Consider the following 24772-nt stretch of genomic DNA (forward strand, 5'->3'; position numbering starts at 1 on the left):
ATCCCTGTCAGTAGGCGCCGCCGATCGGATGACGGGCCACATAGTGCCCCTCCCCGACCTTAACCAACGGCGCAACGATTGGTTCATCTCCCAGCGCCCTGACGGGGCTGGGAATCTCATCTACCAGTAAAGCATGTTCCGGCCGGCGGCGCGTGGGATCGGGAACAGGCACCGCCGACATTAATTTGCGGGTATAAGGATGCTGCGGGTTGGCGAAAACCTGGCGACGGGGTCCGATCTCGACGATTTGCCCCAGATACATGACCGCCACCCGATGGCTGACCCGCTCCACCACGGCCATATCGTGGGAAATAAACAAAAAGGCAATGCCGAATTCACGTTGCAAATCGAGCATCAGGTTAATGATCTGCGCCTGTATCGAGACATCCAGCGCCGAGACCGATTCATCGGCCACCACCACCTTAGGATTAAGCGCCAGCGCCCTGGCGATACAGATACGCTGACGCTGACCGCCGGAAAACTCGTGGGGATAACGCTGGGCGTGTTCGGGCAGCAGCCCTACCCGCGTCAATAACGTTTCCACCCGCCGTTGCGCTTCCTGGCCCTGCGCCACGCCGTGCACCAGCAGCGGTTCCATAATCGAATAACCGACGGTGAGCCTGGGATCGAGCGAGGCGTACGGATCCTGGAAAATAAATTGGATATCGCGGCGCAAATGCTGCAATTCATGTCCCGCGAGCGCGGTAATCGACCGGCCGTTGAAAATAATATCGCCGCTCTGGCTCTCCACCAGGCGCAGCAGCGAGCGGCCTGTCGTGGATTTTCCGCAGCCGGATTCGCCCACCAGCGCCAGGGTTTCGCCGGGATACAGGGAGAAACTGACTTTTTCCACCGCGTGCACCCGGCGCCGGACACGGTTGAAAATACCGCCGCGGATATCAAAACCGGTGACCAAATCCTTGACCTGCAAAATCGGCGCGGCGCGCGGCGGCACGGTATCTTGCCCCCTGGCCGCGCTTAGCGCGGGAGAATCAGGCGCCCTGGCCGCGGCCTCGATATCCGCAGGCGCGGCGTCCTGTGGGTTGAGCAGCGGAAATTTCGCCGGGAAATCGCTATCGGCCATCGAACCCAGCTTCGGCACCGCCGCCAGCAAAGCCTGGGTATAGCGGTGACGGGGGTGGGCAAATAGCGTGTCGACCGGGGCCGACTCCACATCATTGCCCTGATACATCACCAGCACCCGGTCGGCCATTTCGGCCACCACGCCCATATCATGGGTGATAAACATCACCCCCATTTGCATTTCACGCTGCAGGGTGCGGATCAACTGCAGGATTTGCGCCTGGATAGTCACATCCAGGGCGGTGGTGGGCTCATCGGCAATCAGCAGCGCCGGCTTGCACGACAGCGCCATGGCAATCATCACCCGCTGGCGCATGCCGCCGGAGAGTTGATGGGGATAGCGATCGAGCATGCTTGCGGCGTTGGGAATGCGCACCAAATCCAGCATGTGCAGCGCCTCCTGCCGGGCGCTGCGATGGTCTTTGCCCTGATGCAGGCGGATGGATTCGGCTATCTGCTCGCCCACCGGAAACACCGGATTCAGCGACGTCATCGGCTCCTGGAAAATCATCGCCATATCGGCGCCGCGCAGGCCCCGCAACGTGGATTGTCCGGCCCGGGCCAGATCAAGCACCTCGCCGCCACGGCGACGAAACAGCATGACGCCGCTGTCCACCCGGCCGCCGCCCAGCTCCACCAGCCGCATAATCGATAAGGCGGTGACCGACTTTCCGGAGCCGGACTCGCCGACAATCGCCAGGGTCTCGCCGCGGTTGATGGTAAATGAAATACGCCGCACCGCCTCGATGCGCTGGCCTTCATGGGAAAAATGCACGCTCAGGTCACGCACCGACAATACCTGTTCCTCCGGTAAACCGGGCGCTGCCGCCGGTGACGGAACCGGATGGCGTCCTGTTGCCATAGGATCGGCCATCAGCGGTAGATGCCGATATCGGGCGTAGCGCCGACATAACCGACGCCGCGGTACATGCCTTCGCTATTGAATGGCAGCGCCACGTTGCCCGCGGCATCCACCGCAATCAGCCCGCCGGAGCCGCCAAGAGCCAGGATCTTATCGAAAATCACCTGCCCGGCGGCTTCCTCGAGCGATAGTCCGCCGTACGCCATGCGCGCGCTCACGTCATAAGCGGCCACGCCGCGCATAAACACTTCACCGCTGCCGGTACAGGAGATGGCGGCGGTGGCGTTATCGGCATAGCATCCGGCGCCGATAATCGGCGAGTCTCCCACCCGGCCGGTCTGTTTGTTGGTCATGCCGCCGGTGGAGGTGGCCGCCGCCAGATGGCCGAAACTATCGCAGGCCACCGCGCCCACGGTGCCGAATTTTCGGTCCGGATCCAGGGGATCGCCGCCTGACGGGGCATCATGATCGAGAATGGCGCCGGCGTCATCGGCCAGGGCGCGCTGCAGTTGGGCGTAGCGTTCGGCGGTATAATAAAATTCCGGTTCCACCCGCTCCAGGCCGCGGGCAAACGCAAAGGCTTCCGCGCCATCGCCGGTAAACATCACATGCGCACTGTGCTCCATCACCGCGCGGGCGGCGAGGATGGGATTACGAATATGGGTCACGCCGCATACGGCGCCGGCGGCAAGCGTGTGGCCGTCCATAATGCTGGCATCGAGCTCATGACCGCCCTGGTGGGTAAACACCGCGCCCTTGCCGGCGTTGAACAAAGGGCACTCCTCAAGCAGGCGCACAGCCTCGGTCACCGCGTCGAGGGCGGCGCCGCCCGCCGCCAGGATAGCCTGTCCGCGCTCGACGATACCGGCCAGCGCCTGGCGATAGTGCTGTTCTTTCTCGGTGCTCATGGCCTGGCGCGCAATGGCGCCGGCGCCGCCATGGATAACTATGACTGCTTTGCTCATCAAATAACGTACCCTGCAATCGGTGGTCAAGGGACGGGGCGTCCGGCTGGCGAAGCAGCGAAGGCCCCGGACAATCTTTAGTTGTTAATTAAATAAATGTGACATAGAACGATTTAGTTATTATTTTTGACTATATTAACCCAGCCCGCCAGTGTAAAGCGGAAATGTCACTATTGACGGCATCAACAATAATGGCCTTTCGTTAGGTAAAATCGCCGCTTAAGCTTAGCGAAAAAGCGGCAAAGCCAATCCCTTGCGCATTTACTTCCCCGCCTTATTTTTTGGCATAGGTTTTCTGGCATAATAAGCCACGGCATACTTGCCCTTCCGGCCGCTGGATTAACGGCCGACGCTACAGGAGTTGATATGGCATCCTTGAATTCGTCCCTGCTTACGCTTGAACAGGCGCTGGAAAAAATGCTTTCCCGGGTCGGGCCGCTCGCCGGACGCGAAACGCTGGCGCTGACCGACGCCGCCGGGCGCATCACCGCCGCCGCGGTAATTTCCCCGGTAAACGTTCCCCCGTTTGATAATTCCGCCATGGACGGGTATGCGGTGCGCCTGGCCGATATCGCCGCCGGCGCGCCGCTGCCGGTAGCCGGTAAAGCGTTTGCCGGCAAGCCCTTCGCGGCCGATTGGCCGCCGGGGAGCGTGGTGCGCATCATGACCGGCGCGCCCGTTCCCCCCGGGACGGAGGCGGTAATAATGCAAGAGCAGGCCGAATTATCCGGCGATGGGGTGTGTTTTACCGCCCCGGTAAAACCGGGACAGAATATTCGCCGTATCGGCGACGATATCCGCCTGGGTGACCAGGTCCTGTCCGCCGGTCGCGCATTGGGGGTGAGCGAGCTGCCGCTGCTGGCGTCGCTGGGCATAGCGGACATCAGCGTGGTGCGACGGCCACGGGTGGCGCTGTTTTCCACCGGCGACGAATTACAGCCCATAGGGGCGCCCCTGGCCGCCGGGCAAATCCACGACACCAATAGGTTCGCCGTACGCCTGATGCTGCGCCAGCTGGGCTGCGAGGTTATCGATCTGGGCATTATCGCCGATGACGCCCAGGCCCTGCGCGACGCATTCCGCCAGGCGGACAACCGGGCCGACCTGGTGATTACCAGCGGCGGCGTGTCGGTGGGTGAAGCGGACTATACCAAAACCATCCTTGAAGAACTGGGTGAAATCAGCTTCTGGAAACTGGCGATGAAACCCGGCAAACCCTTTGCCTTCGGCCGTCTGGAGCACGCCTGGTTCTGCGGCCTGCCGGGCAATCCGGTGTCGGCGGCGGTGACGTTTTACCAGTTGGTGCAGCCGCTGATAGCCAGGCTCGCCGGGCGGGCGCACTGGCGGTTACCCGCCCGGCTGCGCGCCAGAACGCTGACGCGGCTTAAAAAAACGCCCGGCCGGATGGATTTTCAGCGCGGCGTGTTCCATACCACGCCCCGCGGCGATATCGAGGTCGCCAGCACCGGCGCGCAGGGATCCCATGTTTTCAGCTCCTTCAGCGCCGCCAACTGTTTTATCGTGCTGCCGGCCGAGCAGGATGACGTGGCCGTGGGCGAATGGGTGGATATCGAACCCTTTAATCATCTGTTGTTATCATAGGGCCGGACCGTGGCGGACGAATTAACTCATGCGGAAATGCTGCGCTACAACCGGCAAATCATGCTGCGCGGCTTTGATTTTGACGGCCAGGAACGGCTGAAAAACGCGGGTGCGCTGGTGGTGGGCCTGGGCGGGCTGGGCTGCGCCGCGGCGCTGTATCTCACTGCCGCGGGCATAGGACGGCTCACCCTGCTGGATTTCGACATTGTGGCGCTGTCCAATCTGCAACGCCAGATACTGCACGACGATCGGCGCATCGGCATGGCTAAAGTCGATTCCGCCGCCCTTGCCCTGGCGTCGGTTAACCCCCATGTCACTATCGCCACGCGCAACGCCGCCCTGGACGACGAGTCGCTGACCGAGCTTATCGCGCAGCATGACGTCGTGGTGGATTGCACCGATAACGTGACGACGCGCGAGCAGCTCAACCGGCTGTGTTTTACCCGCCAGACGCCGCTGGTGTCCGGTGCGGCGATCCGTATGGAGGGGCAAATCAGCGTCTTTACCTACCAGCCCGGCGAACCCTGCTATCGCTGCCTGAGCCGATTGTTCGGCGCAGGCAGCCTCACCTGCGCGGAATCCGGCGTGATGGCGCCGTTGGTGGGCATTATCGGCTCGTTGCAGGCCATGGAGACTATCAAGCTGCTGACAGGGTTCGGCAAGCCGCCGGCCGGCCGGCTGGTCATGTATGACGCCATGACGCTGCAGTTTCGGGAGATGGTGCTGCCGCGGGATCCGCATTGCGCCGTGTGTGGGACGGCGTCGCCCGGCTGAGAGGAAAATCGCGTTTGGCGCGGGCGGCGTTGCTCCGGCGAACACTGCGCGGCAATAGGAGAAATGGAACGGCCCCGCGCAACCAGGGCCGGCGCTTAAAACGGCGTTTAAACCGTCATCAGCTTAGTTTAAACCCTGGCTGCGCAGGTAATCTTCATAGTTACCGCTGAAATCTATCGCTTTTTCCGGCGTTAATTCCAGGATGCGCGTCGCCAGCGAACTGACGAATTCGCGGTCATGGGACACAAATATCAGCGTCCCCTGGTACAGTTCCAGCGCCGAGTTCAGCGACTCAATGGATTCCATATCCAAATGGTTGGTAGGTTCGTCCATCAGCAGGATATTGGGTTTTTCCATCATCAGCTTGCCGAACATCATGCGGCCCTTTTCGCCGCCGGATAAGACGCTGACCGGTTTATTGATATCGTCCTGGCTGAACAGCAACCGGCCAAGGATGCTGCGCACCGCCTGTTCGTCGTCGCTGGGCTGTTTCCATTGGCTCATCCAGTCAAACACGTTAATGTTTTCGGTGAACTCGCTGGAATGATCCTGGGCATAATAACCGATGCTGACGTTCTCGGACCACTTGATGGTGCCGCCCACCGGCGGCAGCTCGCCCACCAGGCTTTTCAGCAGGGTGGTTTTACCGATGCCGTTGGGACCGAGCACCGCCATCTTTTCGCCCACCTCCAGCATCAGGTTTATTTTACTGAACAGAGGCGGCTGGCCGTCATAACCCTGGGTCAGCTGCTGTACTTCCAGGGCGTTGCGGAACAATTTTTTATCCTGCTCGAAGCGGATAAATGGATTCTGGCGACTGGACACCTTCACCTCGTCCAGCTTGATTTTTTCAATCTGGCGGGCGCGGGAGGTTGCCTGGCGTGATTTGGACGCATTGGCGCTAAAGCGGCTGACAAAGGACTGCAATTCGGCAATCTGCGCCTTTTTCTTGGCATTGCCGGACATCAGCTGTTCGCGCGCCTGGGTGGACGCGGTCATATAATCGTCGTAATTGCCGGGATAAATGCGCAGTTCACCGTAATCCAAATCCGCCATATGGGTGCAGACCATATTCAGGAAGTGCCGGTCATGGGAAATAATGACCATGGTGCTGTTGCGCTCGTTCAATACCTGCTCCAGCCAGCGGATGGTATTGATATCCAGGTTATTGGTAGGTTCGTCAAGCAGCAGGATATCCGGATTGGCGAACAGCGCCTGCGCCAGCAGCACGCGCAGTTTCCAGCCCGGCGCCACTTCGCTCATCGGACCGTAATGCTGCTCAAGAGGAATGCCGACGCCCAACAGAAGCTCACCGGCGCGCGCCTCGGCGGTATAACCATCCATCTCGCCGTACAGGACTTCGAGATCGGCAACCCGATAGCCCTGCTGCTCGCTCATCTCGGCCATGGCGTAGATGGCGTCGCGCTCTTCTTTCACCGCCCAGAGCTCGGCATGGCCCATGATGACGGTATCAAGCACGGTATACTGTTCAAAGGCAAACTGATCCTGGCGCAGCTTGCCCAGGCGTTCATTCGGGTCAAGGCTGACATGGCCGCCGCTGGGCACCAGGTCGTCCCCCAGGATTTTCATCAGGGTGGATTTACCGCAGCCGTTGGCGCCAATCAGGCCGTAGCGATTGCCGCCGCCAAATTTAACGGAAATATTTTCGAATAGCGGTTTGCTACCGAATTGCATGGTGATGTTGTTACAGATTAGCAAAAGGAGGTACTCTTCATTAAAAACGTGACATTAACCACATTATGCCACACTCCGTTGTAAAATTGCTCTCTCTGTGTGCGCCCATGGCCATAAGCATTAAAATTGGCGTGCCCGGCGCGGCCCCGAGCCGGGTTAGCGCTCCGCGGCCCGCGTTCGCGGCCGGCAAAACGGCCCCTGATGGCCGCCACTTACGCGCCTCTTTCGGCCCGCTAACCAATATAAGGCATTATTATTTGATTTAATATTTTGTCATATTAACATCATCAATAAATATCAGGGTTGTCATATCATAAGGGTATACCTTATTTACCCGCCGAGCAGGATAAATACAGTGTCATTTCGCCAGCATCCCGCCAGGGCGACCGCTAATAATGCATAACCGATAAATAAGGGCGTCCCGTCAGGCAGGATAAAAGAGAGACACTATAGCGGTGTGGCATGCCATAGCCCATTATTCCCGGCTCACCATTGCCCTTCTTTAAAATACTGCTCTGGCGGCAGGAAGAATATAAAAACGCAGCTGCTCGATAAACAGCATGCGCGCCCTGATACGGGCCGGAGGGTGGATGGGCGATACGGGATAAGTGTCGCCGCCCAAGCAGGGAGGGCGCGGCCGGGATAAAAAAAAAGCATGGCTGAAATGCTCAGCCATGCTTATCATGTCCACACCGGGGTCGTTAACCGGAAAACCGGCGCCGCCCGATCGCAGAAGGGAAATTAGAAGCGGTAACCAACGCCTGCGATCCAGGTGCCAACGTCTACGCTGCGGATGCGGCTTTGTTCGTAGGAAACGTCAAACGCGACATTTTCCATCGGGTTGAACTGCAAGCCTGCGCCGTATGCTACGCCAACATCGCTGGTGCGGTGTGAATCGCGGCCGTCTTGCGCGTTGTCGGTAAATTGGCCCACGCCCATGCCGACTACGCCGTATACGCTGGCCCAATCGTTAATGCGGTAAGCCGGACCGGCGGTGATGCCGTAGTAAGTGCCTTTTTCGTAGGTGCCTTGTTCAGCCTGGTTCTTTTCCAGGTAGGTGAAGGAGCTGATCATGCTCCAAGGCGCGCTATCATCCATTTCATAACGGTACTTCAGGTTAAAACCCGATGCCTTGTTGATGACGCCCTGCATATCACCTTGGGCATAACCCGCGGAAACGGTGCTTTCGCCCGCAGTCGCCGAACCCGCCGCTACTGCCAATACACAAGCTAACGCTGAAAGACATGCAATTTTGTTCATAACCACCTCAAATGTGAATTTACGTCCTAACCATGAAAATATAACAAAAAGTAGCACGAAACTCTGCTTAATAAATGTTGTCCAAGTAAACGTATCGTGTAACATAAGTTTTCAAAGCTTTCTATCCCATTCATTTTACTTATGTTTTGTGCTATATGTCACAAATCAGACTTTACGTATCCTTACAACATATCCAGATTAATCCGAACTGAATGACTAAAAAATAGACCACTATCGTGCAATGCGCGTGATTTTTTTTCGCAACTCATGTCGCCGCCCTCATATTTTCTGCTCATAAAAACCGCCACTACTATTTAATTATGTTATTACGGCATTTTGGAACACAAAATGCATCTCCTTTCACAGCCGTTCTGCCTGATTTTCAGCGCCTGTTTCTGCGGCACGCTGTGCTGAACCAGAGACTTTTTGCTATAATAATTATTAGAGACATTATTTTAAATGAAAACCATTTGTATTACCGGCCCGAAACAACAAAACGCGGTTGTGATGCCGGGAGTACTCTCATGGTTGATGTCTTTTATCCTGCTAAGCTGTTTAATGCGTTCAGCGGTGGCGACACTGAGAGGTATCGGCGATATGAGTGATAGGATGCAGGATTGCGAAACGCTGTTATACTTTATGCCTGAACGAAATTAATAATGATCAATTAAGAGGATGATTAATGATGAGTACCGCTAAACTGGTTAAAACGAAATCTTCCGAACTTATTTATACGCGTAACGATCTGGAAGAGTCGGTCAAGGTCTCCAGTATCGCGCTGTTAAACCGTCTGGTGATCGAGTATGTCGACCTGGCGCTGATCACCAAGCAAGCCCATTGGAACATGCGCGGCGCGAATTTTATCGCGGTACACGAAATGCTTGATGGTTTCCGTACCGTTATCCAGGATCATCAGGACACCATCGCCGAACGCGTGGTCCAGCTAGGCGGCGTCGCCTTGGGTACCGTACAGGTCACCAATGACAAGACCCCGCTGACCAGCTATCCGACCAATATCCACAGCGTTCAGGATCATCTGAAAGCGCTGGCGGATCGTTATGGCGTGGTGGCGAACGACACCCGCAAGGCGATTTCCGAAGCAGAAGACGACGAAGATACGGCTGATATCTTGACCGCCGCTTCGCGCGATCTGGATAAATTCTTGTGGTTTATCGAGTCTAATATCGAATAATACCTTGCTTCGCCGGTGGGTGCGATGCACTAGCGCCGGCTAATCAGTTGAATGCAGCAAAAGCCGGCAGCGTAATGACCTTGCCGGCTTTTTTGACTTTTCACACCGGCTTAACGGGAGGAGCGATCCCATGGCAAGCGGCTGGGCGCCGGAAGGCGCGGTACAAGATCAAATCGATTCCACCATCAACGACGCGGTGCAGCGGGCGCGCAGCGCTCTGCTGCAAGGAGAAAGCGCCCATCATTGCCAGGAGTGCGGCGAACCTATTCCGCAGGCGCGGCGCGCGGCGTTGCCCGGTGTGCAGCTGTGCGTGCATTGCCAGTCCGAACAAGATAAAAAACAGCTGGCCCACAGTGGCTATAACCGCCGGGGAAGTAAAGACAGCCAGTTGCGCTGAGCGCTCCCTGAGTACACTATTATTGCAACCTCGCCACGTCGGGGATTGCCGCCCTTTCCCACGCGATCCCACGTGTTAACCACGGTGCGAAGCCCGCTACCGGCGGCACAGAAGCCGATGCCCGTCGCCGGCGTAAATGTCCATAGTGTTGGAGAAACCATGAGTTCATCTTCCCGTTATTATTATGAACCGCGTCACGGGCACGGCCTGCCGCACGATCCGTTTAACGCTATTATCGGTCCGCGGCCTATCGGCTGGATCGCCTCGGTCGATAAGCAAGGGCAGCGCAACCTGGCGCCGTATAGTTTTTTCAACGGTTTTAACTACCATCCGCCGATCATCGGATTTTGCAGCGTCGGCTGGAAGGACAGCGTGGCCAATATCACCGCCACCGGGGAGTTTGTCTGGAATTTGGCGACCCGCGAACTGGCCGATGCGATGAATAACAGCTCCGCCTCGCTGCCCGCAGGACAGGACGAATTCAGCTTTGCCGGCCTGACGCCCATCAAGGGCACGCGGGTGGCCGCGCACCGGGTCGCCGAAAGCCCGGTCAATTTTGAGTGCCAGTTAACCCAATGCATCCAGTTGCAGGACGCCCAGGGCGGATTAATCGAAAGCTGGCTGATATTGGGTGAAGTCGTAGCGGTACATATTGATAAAAAGCTGTTTAATGAGCAGGGCGTATACCAAACCGCCGCCGCGCATCCCATACTGCGCGCCGGAGGGCCGAGCGCGTATTACGGCATTTCGGACGAGCAGCGCTTTGATAAAGTGCGTCCGGACGATCGCCCCGCGCGTTAACCCCAGGGCGGCGGCCGCTTTGTCCGTCAAGACACGCCGGTCACTGTCCATCAAATTTACTGATGCAATTTATCAATAATCACGGCTGTAAAATCCATGTAACAAGCGTATCATAAGCATCCGATATGATATTATTTACAGCGTGATTATTATGAAACGTACAATCCTTGCCAGTCTGCTTGTGATGCTCAGCGCTGCGGCTTACGCCCTGCCCGCCTATCGGCTGCCGGATATGCCGCGCAACCCGCGCGCGGACAGCGCCTGCATCAATAAAACCACCGCCAGTACCGCCGGCAATTGCCCGCGCCAGGTTTTTTCCCCGGAAAAAAACCAGGCTATCGAAGGCTACAGCCCGGTTTATCATAAAAACTGATCGCAGCGGCTTACCCGCGGATCAATACGCCTGACGAATCGCCGCGGCAAACTCCCGGCACATCTGCTCATCGCCCTGCGCGTTGGATGCCAGCACCCGCTCGCCGTCGATAACGGTGATGACGGCGTCCAGGGCAAAATCGGCGGCCGGCTGCGGCCGCGCCATCCCGCGCGCGATGGTCTCCTGCGCCTGACGCCAAGCCTGATCCACCGTCTGGTTGCAGGCCGCCGCCAAATACAGCGGATTAAATCCCTCCCCGGTCAGGCTCCTGAGCGTATCGTCATGGGCGACGCTATTGCCCGGATGCCAGTAATGGGCGGCAAGATCGGGCCCGATGGCCGGGTTATCGGTGAGATACCCGTCGCGCTTAAGGAAAAACTGCCGGGTTTGCTCCACGGCCATCAGCGCCAGCAGATAGCCCTGATAAGAACAGGCGGACTCTTGCGATAACAGATGCGGAATCGCCATCGTCGGCCGCGGGCTGCCGTCAATCCCCAGGATGCGTTGTTCTGTTTCCCGCGCCAGCCGCGTAATGGCGTCGGGCGTCAGCTGGTCATCGTCCCATTGATACAGCGCCCATTCAAAATAAGGCACCAGCAGGATATGGCGCTCGTTAAAGGCGCGCATAGGCTGGCGCGCGGCGATGGCGGCCTGGATCAGCGCGTCCGGCGGCGGCTCGCCGTTGCCGTTAAGGGCATAGCGTTTCAGCCAGTCGGCGTCGTCCAGCAGGCTGTCGCAAAACATGGACTGCGTTTCAGCGTAGGCCATAGAGGTGGGCGGAAACTCCTGGGAAAAACACGGGGCGTTCTGGCGGATATTGGCAAAATGCGCCGCGTGCCCGCCCTCGTGAAACAGCGTATTGATACCGCTGATGCCGCTGCCGATCTGGTCCGGTTTGGCCAGGCTGGTAAAATTGATGCGCGCCGGGACCCACTCGCCCTGGCGCCGGAACGGCGGCACGGGGGCATGCATAAAACCGTTTTCGTACTTATCCTTGCGCACCAGCAGATCGAGCTGCAACCGCGCGCCGTTAAAGCCGATATGCAGCCGTTTAAAGCTGTCCACCCAGCGGCCCAGGGACTCGGCAAACGGCAGGTAGGGATCCAGCTGGCGGGTCACGTCGCCGGCTGTGCGGTAGCGGATATTCCAGGGTTGCAGCGCGTTCTCGCCTTTTACCGCCGCCAATTGCCGCAGGCTGCGTAAATTACCCTCCCGCGTCTCCCGTTCAAACCGATCCAGAATGGCGAACAGTTGTTCCGGCGTCATCCGCTCGGTTTTATTGACCTTATAGTCAAAGTAATTGCGATAGCCCATCTGGCGGGCAAAGCGGTTACGCAGGCGCACCAGCGCCGGAAAACCGTTATGCAACAGCCATTGCTCCAGCTCGCGCAGCGCCTGCTGCGAGCTCTGGCGCGCTGATTCATCGGCGTTATTGGCCTGATTGGTCATCAGTTCGCCCAACGAGGCCGCCACCCGTTCGCCCTTATCGTTGATATGGGTCAGCGCCAGGGTTTTGCGCCGGGCGTAGAGGTCGTTTTCCGCGGCGATAAGGTCATCCATCAGGGTCTGCGCCCGGGCATCCTCAATTACGTTGCAGTCAAAAAAACGCAACCAGCCGCGCAGTCCGTGCAGGGTGTCGTCACGTTCCCGGCCTGGCGGCAGCAGTTCCAGCGCGGCGATATGACGGCGAATTTCCGCCGGGCGCGCCGGCGCCGCGATAAACCGCTTATACGCTTGTTCCGCCGCGGCGAAACGATCCGCGACGTCCTCGCCGCCGATGGCCATATAATGCTGCCAGAAAAGGTCTTCCTTGGTCTGATGAACCGCCAGGTAATCGCGGTTCAGCGCGTTAAAATACGCTACTGCCTGTTGCATAACATCTCCTGATAACAGGTATTGCTTCATTTCTCAGTCAGGGCAAAAGGCGCTTGCCCATGCCGCTCTGGTTCAGGGTACGCCGTCAGTCGTGGGGTATCGCGCGATCGACAGTCGCCAGCGCCTGGTCAAGCGCGGGAGCTTGCCCGGTGGCAAGCAATATGGCGGCCAACTGCAGCCGGATAGCCTCCGGCAAGGCGAATTCGCCCCGCAGGCAGGCTTCGGTCCAGCGCGCGGTGGTCAGCGCGTCGCGCGCGCGCGGCAGATTTTCCAGCGGCGGCAGCGGATGGGCCAGCGGGTCCAGTATGACCTGCTGCCGCCCTTGGTGCAGGGCATAGATTTTCGCCAGACGCTGCGGATTGGCGTAGGTTTCGCCCTCGGTGCCGTTCATCAGCAGGGCGCTGCTGTTGATGGCGTTGAAAAAGGCGGCGATACGGGTGATATATTCCGGATGCGATACGCTGCACAGGCGCCAGTGCAGATGATGATGGAACGGCGTCGCCAGTTTGGCCAGCGTATGGGCGCTGTTGCGTACCCCCATGCGCCAGCGCAGCGTTAACTGGGCGTCCAGCGCCGGGCACAGATGGCCCACCGGGATAAATACCGGCGCACGCGCCATGACCAGCGCGCTTTGCGCCGCCAGGGAGTTATCGTGCCAGGCTACGCCCAGGGCGCGGAAAATTTCCGCGCTGGTCACCCGGCCCGGATCGTCGGTAACGCCGTGCACCACGACCGGAAAGCCGAGGCGCGCGAGCGCCATCGCCAGCAATGGCGTCAGGTTGGCCTGTTTGCGCGCGCCGTTATAGCTGGGAATAACCACCGGCGGCGGCATATCCGCCGGCGCCTGCAGCGCCATCACCCGCTCCTGCATCGCCTCATAAAAGCCCAGCATCTCTTCTTCGGCCTCGCCTTTGATACGAAAGGCAATTAATAGCCCGCCGAGCTCCAGCTCCGGCACCTCTCCGGCCAGGATGGCGCGATAGAGTGCAACAGCGGTGGATCTCTCCAGATCGCGGGCATGATTTTTTCCCCGTCCGACTTCTTTTATGACCTTGCTATAATCCATAACCGACCGTTTCCAATACGCATGTAAAGTTCAACCTCTGCCATCCGCCGCGATCACGCGGATGTCTCAATCCACAATACCTTTCATTAACGCGCTAATAAAGTGCTTCAACTTATTCCTAGCAAATACAGCGCCGGGATAGGGATAACCGGGTTCAGCGTCGCCGCGACCATGCCGCGCATAACCTGTCCTATGTCCGGTCTGGGCCCGTCGCTCGCGCGGCACGCCTTGCCGCTAAAAATTTAATATTCTTTACTGAAGTTTAATTAAAAAGGCCAAAATGGCTCTCTTTTATAACCGGACTTGTAGATAACGCTCAATGGGTAGTAAAAACATCGAATGCAACATTGATGCGTGATATAAAAAAATGACTTTTTTACCTTTCTATTTTGTTATTTATTATCAGGAAAACATTATGCATATAACGGGTATGAATTCCTCCTTCTTTACGAAAATCACATCATGGAATGAGGGCCAGGTTACACTCAGGACCCATGTATTAACGTCCGTGATCAAAAAACTGGTTAATATCAGGAGCTATTCGGCAAGGGCTGCAGCTAAATCCAGCATGGATAGCGAGGAAAGCTATAATGCGCTAGCGGAAGACGACGATAGCGTAGCCGCGTCAGAGTCAAGGAACGGCGGCGGTTCCTCGCCAGGCCGAGGGGTTAAATCTTTTATACCGGCCTTCGTCGGTTGTAACAGTAAACGTTATGATCTTAGCGCCGCGCAAAAAAACAGGGACGCCGCTTACGACCAGCTTCAGTTGAAAAGGCATCTGCCGCTGGAATTATTACACGACCGACCGGTCGATCGCGAAACCTTTATTAGCCAAACCGCGGAAGGCATAGTGAAAGAAATGAAATCCGGTTTATTGAAAGAACAAAAAGATAAACTAGAATGGAAATCAAATGAATTTGCACTTTATCTTCCGGCGCAGATAAATAAAACCATCGATCAGGTCATGGACGCCCGGCTTAAGGAAAATAAGCCGTTGAATCTTACCCCGACGTTTAACCGGGATATTATCCAGCAGGCCATGACCAAAACGGGAATTTGGCGCCAATATGCCCATATCACCCGCATTGAGAACGGCTCCGCAACGTCCACCGTCGCGGTGGTAAGGCTGTATATGAATAACCATCAGATGGATTGCCCTGACCTTATTCGCCCTGTTGCCGACCGGGTGTACGAAAGGCTGTTTAACTGTCCGGGGCTGGTGGCGCGGGTTACCCTGGCCGCGGAACATGCCATAGCGCAAAAGCTGGACAATGAAAGCCGTGCCTGAACAGGCGGCTCATCCAGCCGCCCGCCGGTTTCTCAGCCCTTGGCCGTGACAGTCCCGGGCTTGGCATCGGCCGGCATCGGCATCGGCGGCTGCTCGATGGGAAAGACCGGCAGCGCCGCCAGCAGCCGCGCGCCGTAGGATTTGGTGATAAGACGCCGGTCATAGATAACGATTTCACCGGTGCATTCATGGCTGCGGATAAGCCTCCCCACCTGCTGGATAAGGTTAAACGAGGCGCTGGGCAGGCTTTGCACCTCGAACGGATGCCGTTTCTGGGTTTTCAGCCACTCCCCTTCGGTCAGGATCACAGGGCTGTCGATGGGCGGGAAGGCGATTTTGTGGATATGCACCTGGGTCAGCAGTTCGCCCTTCAGGTCGAGCCCCTCGGCAAAGGACTGCAGGCCAAGCAGTACGCTGGTCTTGCCCTGATCCACGCACCGGCGGTGTTCTTCAATTAAGCGATAGCGCGGCTGGTCGCCCTGTACCAGCAGTTGCAGCCGCAGATCGACGACATGGGTCAGGAAAAGCTGCATCGCGCGATGGCTGGCAAACAGGACCAGCATGCCGCGATGCGCGCCGGCGGCAAGCTCAGCGCGGAAAAAGGCCGCCATTTCGGCCAGATGTTCGCCCTCCCGCGCCATCACCGGTTCGTTGTGCATCTGCGGGATCACCAGTTTGCCCTGATGGCGATGATCAAACGGCGACCCGAGGGTAACAAAACGATCCCCCGCCCGTTCCTGCAACCCCGAAAGCTCCTGCAGCCGGGCAAAACTATTAAGCGATCGCAGGGTGGCGGAGGTCACCACCGCATGGGGTATCTTCGACCAGAGCAGCTTTTCCAGCTGATCGCTGACGCGGATGCCGACGCAGTGCAGGAAGATATGCGCGCCTCCATCGGACATTTCACGGGTCAGCCATTTGGAGATCGGCGCATTGGATGCCTTATCCTGCGCCGCCAGCTTCCATAACCTGCTGGCCGATTCCCAATAACCCAGGGTGCGGCTGGTATGAAGCAGCGCCTGGTGCAGGCGCACAATATCCTGCTTGCCCGTTTTCTCGCTCAAATCATTCAGCAGGAACTCGGTCAGCATGCGCAGCGCGTCGGTAAGCTTGAACAGCCGCGCGGCCAGCTCGCTCATGGCGATGGGCAGTTGCCCCATGGCAAAACGAAACTCCCCCGCCACGCTGTCCCTGGGCAGCACGGAGACCGCCTGCCGTTCGAACAGCGCCACCAGTTCCTGGATTTCAGCGCAGTGGTTCTTCAGGCGTTCACCGCCGCTGAGCAGGGGCGGCTTGGCCGGCTTGAACTGCGCCAGGGTCTGTTCGGTCTGGCGCATAAACAGCTCCAGCTGATGGGCGATAAATCCGGCGGTGATTTCGCCGCTCATTTCCAGCGCGTCCCGCGCCACGTCGGGCAAATGATGCCCCTCGTCGAGCACCAGCAGCATATGCTTGGGATTGGGCAGTACCGATTCGCTGTCGAGCGCCGCCATCACCAGCGCATGGTTAGCCACCACGACATCGGCGCTTTCAATTTCCTTGCGGGCAATAAAAAACGGACAGTCGCGGAAATAATGGCAATTACGTCCGAGACAGTTCGCTTTATCGGTACTAAGTTTACCCCACAGCCCGTCGCTCACCGACTTGGGGTAATGATCGCGCAGGCCGTCCCAGGCGAAACGGGCCAAATCCTGCTGCATTTTGCCGCATAACGTGCGCTCTTTACCGTCGGCGGGGACCAGGCCGTCATCGAGAAACAGCTTCAGGTCGCCCTGGAATACGTTGTCCGCCGCCATGGCCGCCAGGTTGCGCGGACAGACATAGCGCCTGCGGCCGAAGGCGGCGGTAAATTTCAAATCCGGGATCAGCTTTTTCAAAAGCGGCAGGTCTTTACTGAAAATCTGGTCCTGCAGCGCCACGTTGGCGGTGCTGACCACCAGGGGCTTATCCTCGGCGCGGCTGATGGCGATGCCGGGGATGAGATAAGACAGCGTTTTCCCCACGCCGGTGGGCGCCTCAATCACTAAATGGCGTTCGATATCCCCGGACAGCGCTTTCGCCACTTCGGCAATCATCTGGCGCTGCGGCGTGCGGGATATAAAATCCGGGATATGTTTTTGCAGCGCTTTATACCAATCATGGATTTGCGCTTTGGTAGCGACGGACAGCGGCATGAGCCTTTATCTTCTCAATACGGGATGGGGTTATTGTCCCACAGACCGGCTCCGGCGTCAGCCTTATGCTGTATATATCTGCAGTTATCAACCGGTATTGGAACCGGGATCCAGCCCAGACGGCCAGGGGCCGCGGGCGGGTTGAGGCGCATAAGCCACGCCTGGGGTGTAACCTGCGCCGCCCCATCGCGCTTGTATCGCTGCGCGCAGCACTTATAATGAAGTGAATCGCGACCTTAAGGAAGGGTATGAATCTTATCAAAGCGGGCGTGTTCGGCCTGATCTCATTGTGCGCCCTCGGCGCCATCGGCGGCGTCATGCTGGCCGGTTATATCGTCATCGTCCATAGCTGAGGACGTCCCTGCGGCCATCAGGTAGGGTGAAAACAGCGCAGCCAGCGTTCGAACAGCATATCGCTGATGACCGCCAGCAGGGCCACCAGCATCGCGCCCTGTAGAATATAGGCGGTATTAAAGCCGCTCAGGCCGATGATTATCGGCGAACCGAGCGTTTTGGCGCCCACGGTGGAGGCAATGGCGGCGGTGCCGATATTAATAATCACCGAGGTGCGGATGCCGGTGATGATAACCGGCGCGGCCAGCGGCAGCTCCACCCGGCGCAATATTTGCCAGCGGCTCATGCCGGCGCCGGTGGCGGTTTCCAGAATGGATGCCGGCACCGTTTCAATGCCGGTGATGGTTCCCTGCACAATGGGCAACAGGCCGTAGAGCACCAGCGCGATAATCGCCGGTTGTTCGCTAAAGCCCATCACCGGCACGGCGACGGCCAGCACCGCCACCGGCGGAAAGGTCTGGCCGACCGCCACGATGGTTTCCACCAGCGAGCGAAACTCCCGGCCGGCCGCCCGCGTCACGCCGATACCGGCGCCGACGCCAATCGCCACGGCGATAAGGCTTGATAGCAATACCAGTTGGACATGGGCCCAGGCCAGCGAAGCAAAGCTGTCCTGCAGATAGACCGGACGATCCAGCGCCGGAAACAACTGCGAGAACAGCCAGTCCAGCCTGGTCATGCCGAACATCAGCGCCAGCAGCAGCAGCGCGCACCATAACAGCGGATCGGTAATTACCCGGCGCAGCATGCTATTCCTCCTTCCCGGGTTTGACCAAATCGCGGAAATGGAGCACGCCCAGCGATGCGCCCTGCTCATCCACCACCGGCAGCAGTTCGGTCTGGCGGGAGACAAACTCCGACAGGGCCTCGCGCAGAGTCATGGCGGCCGCTATCGGTTTGCCGGGCAAGCGCTCGCCTTTGCGCGCATGGCTCCCCGCCGCGCCCAGCGCCAGTAATTTAATGCCGATATCGCTGCGGCCGAAAAAATCCCTGACAAAGACATTGGCCGGCTGGGTGAGTAAATGACGCGGCGTACCCTGCTGGATCACCTGCCCCTGGTCAAGCAAGACAATGCGGTCCGCCAGCGCCAATGCCTCGTCGATATCATGCGTCACCAGCACCACCGTGCGGCCGGACAATTGGTGAATACGGGCAATTTCCGCCTGCAGCGCGGCGCGGGTAACCGGATCGAGCGCGCCGAAAGGCTCATCCATCAGCAGCACCTCCGGATCGGCGGCCAGGGCGCGCGCCACGCCCACCCGCTGCTGCTGCCCGCCTGAAAGCTGGTGGGGATAACGGCCGCGGAACTGCGCCGCGTCCAGATGCAGCAGTTCCAACAATTCGGTGACGCGATCGCGTATTTTAGCCTTCGGCCACTTCAGCAGCTGCGGCACGGTGGCGATATTCTGCTCCACCGTCCAATGCGGGAACAGGCCGATGGACTGGATGGCGTAACCCATGCGCCGGCGCAGTTCCTGCGGTTTAAAACTGTGGATCTCATCGCCGGCGAACAAAATCTTGCCCTGGTCATGTTCAATTAAACGGTTAATCATTTTAAGCGTGGTGGACTTACCTGAGCCGGAAGTACCAATCAGCACGGTAAACTCGCTTTCGGCAATGTTCAGGTTCAGGTCTTCCACCGCCGGTTTGCCGTGAAAAATTTTACTGACATGTTGAAATTGAATCATTGGTGTACCGTCTCAAGAAAAGAGATGATCAGTTTAAACAACGTGTCCACCAGCACCGCCAGCGCGATAGCCGGGATCACCCCAAGCAAGACCAGCTCCAGCGCGCTGCTGAGCAGGCCCTGGAACATGAGCGCGCCGAAACCGCCGGCGCCGATCAGGGCGGCGATCATGCCCATGCCGACGGTCTGCACGGCGATAATGCGGATGCCCGAGAGGATCACCGGCAGCGCCAGCGGCACCTGAATACGGCGGAATATCTGCCCGCGGGTCATGCCCATGCCCAGCGCGGTTTCAATCACCTCGGCGGGTACCTGCGTCAGCCCGGCGTTCACGCTGCGCACCAGCGGCAGTAGCGCGTACAGCACCAGGGCAATCAGCGCCGGCGCCAGGCCGATACCGCCTACCCCCGCGTCGCGCAGCCACGGCCAGGCGGCGGCCAGGCCGCTGAGCGGCGCAATCAGCAGGCCGAACAGGGCGATGGCCGGTATCGTCTGGATAATGTTGAGGGTGGAAAACAGCGCCGGGCGCCAGCGCGCCGAGCGATGACAAAGCAGCCCCAGCGGAATGCCGATAACGATAGCCGGCACCAGGGTGCCGAACAGCAGGGTCAGATGTTCGCCCAGCGCCTGCTGGAAAATCTCCCGCCGGTTGGCATATTCGATAAATAACGACAGTTGATCCAGCCGCCCGGTCCAGATCAGCGCCACCGGCGGCAGCCAGATTTGCGCATTGGCCACGACGCGCAGCGTATGACTGGCGGTCGCGCGGCCGATGGCGTCGGCGGCGATCAGCAGGCACAGCGCGAGCAGCAGCCAGAAACCGCTGCCGAACGAGGTGCGCGCCAAATGCCCGCCCCGCCCGGCCAGTTGCGTGGCCGTGTCGCCGGCCAGCGCCACCAGGCACCACAGCAATACCTCCGCCAGCAGCATAACCGCCAGCTGCGCGCGGCGCGAGGGCGCGACAAAACACAGCGCCACCAGCGCGGCAACCGGCGCCAGCAGCAGTAACCACCCACCGCCCAGCAGGGCGGCCAGCCCGATGCCCTGGCCTGACATCAGGCGGTTCGGCGCATAGTTGACAAAAGGCAGCCAAACGCCCGCCGCAATCGCCAATAGCGACAGGGTCAGCAGGACGCGGTTTTTAACCACGCAGGGCGGCTCTCCCCGGCGCCGGGAGGGTTAGGATTTGACAAACCCTTTTTGTTTAAGATAATCCGCCGCCACTTTGCTGGCATTCTGTCCTTCCACCGCGATGCCGGCATTGAGCTTTTGCAGCGTCTGGGTATCCAGCGAGGCGAATACCGGTTTCAGCCAGGCCGCGATATCAGGATGCTGTTTGAGCACCGCCTCGCGGATGATGGGCGCCGGCGCGTAAATAGGCTGTACGCCCTGCGGATCGGCCAGGGTATGCAACCCGAGCGCGGCCACCGGCCCGTCGGTACCGTAGGCCATGGCGGCGTTGACGCCGGACGTCTGTTCGGCGGCGGCCTTCAGCGTCACGGCGGTATCGCCGCCGGCCAGCGACAGCAGCTGATCCTGCTGCAGTTTAAAGCCATAGGTTTTTTCAAAGGCGGGCAAGGCGTCGGGGCGTTCGATAAATTCCGCCGAGGCGGCCAGCTTGAATTTGCCGCCGGCTTTCAGATAACCGCCCAAATCGGCCAGTGAATTGATATTTTTACTTTTGGCCAGGTCCTCGCGGATGGCGATGGTCCAGGTATTATTCGCCGGCGCCGGTTCCAGCCAGACAATATGATTCTTGTCATAATCGAGTTTTTTGACTTTCTGGTAACCCGCGTTGGCGTCTTTCCAGGCGGGATCTTTTTCATCGCTGAAGAAAAACGCGCCGTTGCCGGTATATTCGGGGTAGATATCTATTTCGCCGGCGGTGATGGCCCCGCGTAATACCTGGGTGGTGCCCAGTTGGGATTTATTAATGGTCTTGACGCCGTGGGACTCCAGAACCTGGACAATGATATTGCCGAGCAGCGAACCTTCGGTATCGATCTTCGATCCCACCCGTACCGCCGAATCGGCCGCCTGAGCGCCGGCGGTCATACCCAGCATGGCTGCGGCAAGACACAGCGCTCGTCCGTGATGAAAAAAATTGACCATGATTTTCATTCCCCTCAGAGGTATTGGTAAATTATCCGCAGCGGTTGAACGGATATTATGTTCTTGAAAGAATAGTTCAAATTAGAATTTATTCATTAAAAAAGAAAGCATAAGAATAGAACCGAAAGTATGGAGACAACATTAAGGCTCGCGGGGAGATCGCGGGCAGAATAACCTTAACCGGCGCGCTTTAGGCGCATAAATTCGGTTATATGGCCTGGAATGGCGGCCAGCGTCAGCCTGAACCAGGGCGTGTACCGCGCCGGACGCGCCTTGATATCCGCCAGCACCGCCGGCAATGGCTGGTAGCGGCAGGCCATGGCTTCTTCTGGATTAAGCGTCGGCGCCTGCGCGCTGACGCCGAAAAAAACATGATCGAATTCATGTTCTATCAGCCCATTGGCCAGCGGCAGGCGGTATTGCAGCTTAAACACCGGCGTCAGGGCGCAGCGCAGGCCCATTTCCTCATGCAGGCGGCGCTGGGCCGCGGTCTGGGTATCCTCGTGGGGTATGGGATGGCCGCAGCAGGTATTGCTCCATAAACCGCCGCAGTGGTATTTGCCGGCGGCGCGCTGCTGAAGCAGCAGCTCACCGCGTGGATTAAAGAGATATACCGTGATCGCCCGATGCAGCAGCCCCTCGCGATGCGCCTGGAGTTTTTCCATCCTGCCCACGCACTGATCGCGCTCATTGACGAGGACGACTTCGGTAAACGCCATGATAGTGTCTCATTAAGCCCCTGCAAACGCCTATTTTAACGGCAATGATGGTAAAAATCTGCGCAACGGCGGGGAATAAACGTTACGCAGCGGCATATTTTGCAAAAAAGCATGTCCGCAGCGACAGGCCCTTGAGGCTCACGGTAGGATGATTACTGCAGGGTAAACCTCGCGGTTTTGACCCGGGCGGAATCCAGCCCCACCATCACCTCGAATTCGCCCGGCTCGGCGGCAAACCGCATCTGCTGATCATAGAATTTCAGCGCGGCGGCATCCAGCCTGAACGTCACCGTTTTTGCTTCCCCGGCCTTGAGGAACACTTTCTGGAAGCCTTTTAATTCCTTCACCGGACGGCTTAACGATGCCGCGATGTCGTGTACGTAGAGCTGGGCCACGGTATCGCCGTCGCGATGGCCGGTATTGGTCAGGGTGACGCTGACGGTGATACTGCCGTCGCGCCCAAGCGTAGTGCTTGACAGCGCCGGCGCCGATACGTCGAAGGTGGTGTAGCTCAGGCCGAAACCGAACGGATAAAGCGGGCCGTTGGCCTCGTCATAATAATGCGAGGTGTATTTATCCGGTTTGTCCGCCAGATAGGGCCGCCCGGTGGGCAGGTGATTATAATAGGTTGGGATCTGCCCCACCGAACGTGGGAAGGACATCGGCAGTTTACCGGACGGGTTGTAATCGCCAAACAGCACATCGGCGATGGCGTTGCCGCCCTCGGTGCCGCTGAACCAGGTTTCCAGCATGGCGTCCGCCTGCTGGTTCTCACGCACTAGCGCCAGCGGCCGGCCGTTCATCAGCACCAGCACCAGCGGCTTGCCGGTGGCCTTAAGCGCGTCGATAAGCGCGCGCTGGCTGTCTGGAATGGTGATATTGGTACGGCTGGACGCCTCGTGGGCCATGCCCTGGGATTCCCCTACCGCCGCGATGACAACATCCGCTTTGCGGGCAGCCTTGACCGCTTCGTCGATCATCGCCTGCGGCGCGCGCGGGTCGTTCTTCACCGCCTGATCGTAGGAATTCAGGTAAGCGAGCATATCCTTATGATCGGTAATATTGGCGCCCCGGGCATACACCACGGTGGCCTTGTCCCCCACGGCGTTGCGTATTCCGCGCAACAGGGTGACGGATTGCTCGGGCCGCCCGGCGGCGGACCAACTGCCCATGATATCCCGCTGGCTGTCCGCCAACGGCCCCACCACGGCGATAACGCCCTGTTTTTTCAGCGGCAGGGTATGCAGGCGGTTTTTCAGCAATACCAGGCACTGGCGCGCCACCTGGCGCGCCGCGTCGCGGTGCAGGCGGCTTTCGGCGTTGGTGTCCTGCGGATCGCTGCCCACGGGGCCCAAATGGCTGTAAGCGTCGCGGAACAGGCCCATATCGTATTTGACATTGAGCACGTGGCGTACCGCTTCGTCAATTTCCTGCTCGCTGACCCCGCCGCTTTTCACCAGCTGCGGCAGATAGCGGATAAAATATTCGTCGCTCATGCTCATGTTGATGCCGGCGTTAAGCGCAATTTTTACCGCCTCGATGGGCGAACTGGCCACGCCGTGTTTGATCAATTCCTTGATGGCGCCGTGATCGCTGATGGTGATGCCGGTAAAATGCCATTGCTTGCGCAGAATATCCTTTAACAGCCAGGCATCGGCGGTGGCCGGAACGCCGTTTACGGTATTCAGCGCCACCATCACCCCGCCGCTGCCCGCGTCAAGGGCCGCTTTATAAGGCGGCATATAATCCTGGAACATGCGTTGCGGGCTCATATCGACCGTATTGTAATCACGTCCCCCCTCCACCGCGCCATACAGGGCAAAATGTTTTACCGACGTCATCAGCGCGTGGCGATCGCCCGGATTCTTACCCTGGATGGACTGCACCAGGGTGCGGCCGATTTCCGCGGTCAGGAACGTATCTTCGCCCAACCCTTCGGAGACCCGGCCCCAGCGCGGATCGCGCGTGACGTCCACCATGGGCGCCCAGGTCATGTTAAGTCCGTCTTCGCTGCCCTCATAGGCGGCGATGCGTCCGCTGGTGGCTACCGCATCAAGGTTCCAGCTGGAGGCGAGCCCCAGGCTGATGGGGAAAATAGTGCGCTGGCCGTGGACGATATCATAGGCGAAGAAAAGCGGGATTTTCAGCCGGGGCAATTGCATGGCCTGATCCTGCATCTGGCGGATATCCTGGCGGGTCACCGTATTAAAAATAGCGCCCACCTGGCCGTTTTTGATCATCTCCCGGATGGCTTCCTTCGGATTTTCCGGCCCGACGCTGATAAGTCGCAGCTGGCCGATTTTTTCCTGCAGGGTCATTTTTTGCAGCAGCGCGTTAACATAAGCGTCGCGGGGCAAATCGGGAGAAGGAAGCTGGGTATCGTCCGCCAGGGCGGGGTGAAGCGATAATGCTGCAAGCAGGCTCAGTGAACACAGCCATTTCATATCGTTGTTCTCATACTCGCGAAAGCGTACCGGGCCCGGCGCCCGCTAC

The 24772-nt window shown here is 58.6% G+C and carries 20 protein-coding genes and 1 pseudogene; 8 read left to right on the top strand and 13 right to left on the bottom strand.

Translation table 11 applies throughout. The features are described 5' to 3' along the window. Positions 1-7: 7 nt before the first annotated feature. Positions 8-1945, bottom strand: a complete 1938-nt coding sequence (locus ABUK12_RS08990) for a dipeptide ABC transporter ATP-binding protein (protein ID WP_410015951.1) — start codon at positions 1943-1945, stop codon at positions 8-10. A gap of 11 nt (positions 1946-1956) precedes the next feature. After that, entirely contained in the window at positions 1957-2910 is a 954-nt protein-coding gene (locus ABUK12_RS08995) for an isoaspartyl peptidase/L-asparaginase family protein (protein WP_410015952.1), read from the bottom strand. Between the two features lie 366 nt (positions 2911-3276). Here ABUK12_RS08995 and moeA point away from each other — a divergent pair, with 366 nt between their 5' ends. Both moeA and moeB read left to right on the top strand, forming a co-directional pair. Then, on the top strand, positions 3277-4512 hold the full coding sequence (gene moeA, locus ABUK12_RS09000; protein ID WP_410015953.1) for a molybdopterin molybdotransferase MoeA: 1236 nt from the start codon (positions 3277-3279) through the stop codon (positions 4510-4512). A 9-nt stretch (positions 4513-4521) separates the two neighbouring features. Next, positions 4522-5286, top strand: a complete 765-nt coding sequence (gene moeB / locus ABUK12_RS09005; RefSeq protein ID WP_410015954.1) for a molybdopterin-synthase adenylyltransferase MoeB — start codon at positions 4522-4524, stop codon at positions 5284-5286. A gap of 123 nt (positions 5287-5409) precedes the next feature. Here the strand turns inward: moeB and ABUK12_RS09010 are convergent, their stop codons facing one another. Then, positions 5410-7005: an ABC-F family ATPase gene (locus tag ABUK12_RS09010; protein ID WP_410015955.1), complete on the bottom strand. Its 1596-nt coding sequence runs from the start codon at positions 7003-7005 to the stop codon at positions 5410-5412. A gap of 717 nt (positions 7006-7722) precedes the next feature. Further along, positions 7723-8241, bottom strand: a complete 519-nt coding sequence (gene ompX / locus ABUK12_RS09015; RefSeq protein WP_410015956.1) for an outer membrane protein OmpX — start codon at positions 8239-8241, stop codon at positions 7723-7725. Between the two features lie 685 nt (positions 8242-8926). On the opposite strand from ompX, the gene dps reads away from it, so the two are divergent. From dps to ABUK12_RS09035, 4 genes are all read left to right on the top strand, one after another. Then, positions 8927-9433, top strand: coding sequence for a DNA starvation/stationary phase protection protein Dps (gene dps, locus ABUK12_RS09020; protein WP_410016595.1), 507 nt, complete (start codon positions 8927-8929; stop codon positions 9431-9433). Between the two features lie 130 nt (positions 9434-9563). Further along, the gene (locus ABUK12_RS09025; protein ID WP_410015957.1) at positions 9564-9830 is read left to right on the top strand and encodes a DksA/TraR family C4-type zinc finger protein; all 267 of its coding nucleotides are present in this window, start codon (positions 9564-9566) and stop codon (positions 9828-9830) included. Positions 9831-9989: 159 nt separating this feature from the next. Further along, positions 9990-10631 carry a flavin reductase family protein gene (locus ABUK12_RS09030; RefSeq protein WP_410015958.1) on the top strand — a complete coding sequence of 214 codons (642 nt, stop codon included), beginning with the start codon at positions 9990-9992 and terminating at the stop codon, positions 10629-10631. A 151-nt stretch (positions 10632-10782) separates the two neighbouring features. Then, positions 10783-11004 carry a hypothetical protein gene (locus ABUK12_RS09035; protein WP_410015959.1) on the top strand — a complete coding sequence of 74 codons (222 nt, stop codon included), beginning with the start codon at positions 10783-10785 and terminating at the stop codon, positions 11002-11004. Positions 11005-11025: 21 nt separating this feature from the next. On the opposite strand, the gene ABUK12_RS09040 is transcribed toward ABUK12_RS09035, so the two are convergent. Together ABUK12_RS09040 and ybiB are read right to left on the bottom strand one after the other, a co-directional pair. Then, the gene (locus ABUK12_RS09040) at positions 11026-12879 is read right to left on the bottom strand and encodes a M3 family metallopeptidase (protein ID WP_410015960.1); all 1854 of its coding nucleotides are present in this window, start codon (positions 12877-12879) and stop codon (positions 11026-11028) included. 85 nt (positions 12880-12964) lie between these two features. Continuing rightward, the gene (ybiB, locus tag ABUK12_RS09045) at positions 12965-13945 is read right to left on the bottom strand and encodes a DNA-binding protein YbiB (protein ID WP_410015961.1); all 981 of its coding nucleotides are present in this window, start codon (positions 13943-13945) and stop codon (positions 12965-12967) included. A gap of 367 nt (positions 13946-14312) precedes the next feature. Here ybiB and ABUK12_RS09050 point away from each other — a divergent pair, with 367 nt between their 5' ends. After that, positions 14313-15233: a hypothetical protein gene (locus ABUK12_RS09050; protein WP_410015962.1), complete on the top strand. Its 921-nt coding sequence runs from the start codon at positions 14313-14315 to the stop codon at positions 15231-15233. 77 nt (positions 15234-15310) lie between these two features. Here the strand turns inward: ABUK12_RS09050 and dinG are convergent. After that, positions 15311-17407, bottom strand: a pseudogene (dinG, locus tag ABUK12_RS09055) (ATP-dependent DNA helicase DinG); the annotation flags it as partial. 248 nt (positions 17408-17655) lie between these two features. Here dinG and ABUK12_RS09060 point away from each other — a divergent pair. Next, positions 17656-17760 (top strand): hypothetical protein, encoded by a 105-nt coding sequence (locus ABUK12_RS09060; protein WP_410015963.1) that lies wholly within the window; start codon positions 17656-17658, stop codon positions 17758-17760. A 17-nt stretch (positions 17761-17777) separates the two neighbouring features. Here the strand turns inward: ABUK12_RS09060 and ABUK12_RS09065 are convergent, their stop codons facing one another. From ABUK12_RS09065 to bglX, 6 genes are all read right to left on the bottom strand, one after another. Further along, positions 17778-18509, bottom strand: coding sequence for an ABC transporter permease (locus ABUK12_RS09065; RefSeq protein ID WP_410015964.1), 732 nt, complete (start codon positions 18507-18509; stop codon positions 17778-17780). 1 nt (position 18510) lies between these two features. Beyond that, complete coding sequence (locus tag ABUK12_RS09070) at positions 18511-19449, bottom strand: ABC transporter ATP-binding protein (RefSeq protein ID WP_410015965.1); 939 nt, start codon at positions 19447-19449, stop codon at positions 18511-18513. Next, positions 19446-20597, bottom strand: a complete 1152-nt coding sequence (locus tag ABUK12_RS09075; RefSeq protein ID WP_410015966.1) for an ABC transporter permease — start codon at positions 20595-20597, stop codon at positions 19446-19448. The genes ABUK12_RS09070 and ABUK12_RS09075 overlap by 4 nt, the downstream gene beginning before the upstream one ends. Before the next feature lie 30 nt (positions 20598-20627). Continuing rightward, entirely contained in the window at positions 20628-21560 is a 933-nt protein-coding gene (locus tag ABUK12_RS09080; RefSeq protein ID WP_410015967.1) for an ABC transporter substrate-binding protein, read from the bottom strand. A gap of 176 nt (positions 21561-21736) precedes the next feature. Beyond that, positions 21737-22279 (bottom strand): isopentenyl-diphosphate Delta-isomerase, encoded by a 543-nt coding sequence (gene idi / locus ABUK12_RS09085; RefSeq protein ID WP_410015968.1) that lies wholly within the window; start codon positions 22277-22279, stop codon positions 21737-21739. 152 nt (positions 22280-22431) lie between these two features. Beyond that, on the bottom strand, positions 22432-24723 hold the full coding sequence (gene bglX / locus ABUK12_RS09090) for a beta-glucosidase BglX (protein WP_410015969.1): 2292 nt from the start codon (positions 24721-24723) through the stop codon (positions 22432-22434). Between the last annotated feature and the right edge of the window lie 49 nt (positions 24724-24772).

The organism is Sodalis sp. C49, from assembly GCF_046352915.1.
Taxonomy (GTDB): Bacteria; Pseudomonadota; Gammaproteobacteria; order Enterobacterales; family Enterobacteriaceae; genus Acerihabitans.

Coding starts and splice junctions, on each gene's coding strand:
- ABUK12_RS08990 (WP_410015951.1), bottom strand. CDS start 1,945: ATGGCAACAGGACGCCATCCGGTTCCGTCACCGGCGGCAGCGCCCGGT.
- ABUK12_RS08995 (WP_410015952.1), bottom strand. CDS start 2,910: ATGAGCAAAGCAGTCATAGTTATCCATGGCGGCGCCGGCGCCATTGCG.
- moeA (WP_410015953.1), top strand. CDS start 3,277: ATGGCATCCTTGAATTCGTCCCTGCTTACGCTTGAACAGGCGCTGGAA.
- ompX (WP_410015956.1), bottom strand. CDS start 8,241: ATGAACAAAATTGCATGTCTTTCAGCGTTAGCTTGTGTATTGGCAGTA.
- dps (WP_410016595.1), top strand. CDS start 8,927: ATGAGTACCGCTAAACTGGTTAAAACGAAATCTTCCGAACTTATTTAT.
- ABUK12_RS09025 (WP_410015957.1), top strand. CDS start 9,564: ATGGCAAGCGGCTGGGCGCCGGAAGGCGCGGTACAAGATCAAATCGAT.
- ABUK12_RS09030 (WP_410015958.1), top strand. CDS start 9,990: ATGAGTTCATCTTCCCGTTATTATTATGAACCGCGTCACGGGCACGGC.
- ABUK12_RS09035 (WP_410015959.1), top strand. CDS start 10,783: ATGAAACGTACAATCCTTGCCAGTCTGCTTGTGATGCTCAGCGCTGCG.
- ABUK12_RS09040 (WP_410015960.1), bottom strand. CDS start 12,879: ATGCAACAGGCAGTAGCGTATTTTAACGCGCTGAACCGCGATTACCTG.
- ybiB (WP_410015961.1), bottom strand. CDS start 13,945: ATGGATTATAGCAAGGTCATAAAAGAAGTCGGACGGGGAAAAAATCAT.
- ABUK12_RS09050 (WP_410015962.1), top strand. CDS start 14,313: ATGACTTTTTTACCTTTCTATTTTGTTATTTATTATCAGGAAAACATT.
- ABUK12_RS09060 (WP_410015963.1), top strand. CDS start 17,656: ATGAATCTTATCAAAGCGGGCGTGTTCGGCCTGATCTCATTGTGCGCC.
- ABUK12_RS09065 (WP_410015964.1), bottom strand. CDS start 18,509: ATGCTGCGCCGGGTAATTACCGATCCGCTGTTATGGTGCGCGCTGCTG.
- ABUK12_RS09070 (WP_410015965.1), bottom strand. CDS start 19,449: ATGATTCAATTTCAACATGTCAGTAAAATTTTTCACGGCAAACCGGCG.
- ABUK12_RS09080 (WP_410015967.1), bottom strand. CDS start 21,560: ATGGTCAATTTTTTTCATCACGGACGAGCGCTGTGTCTTGCCGCAGCC.
- idi (WP_410015968.1), bottom strand. CDS start 22,279: ATGGCGTTTACCGAAGTCGTCCTCGTCAATGAGCGCGATCAGTGCGTG.
- bglX (WP_410015969.1), bottom strand. CDS start 24,723: ATGAAATGGCTGTGTTCACTGAGCCTGCTTGCAGCATTATCGCTTCAC.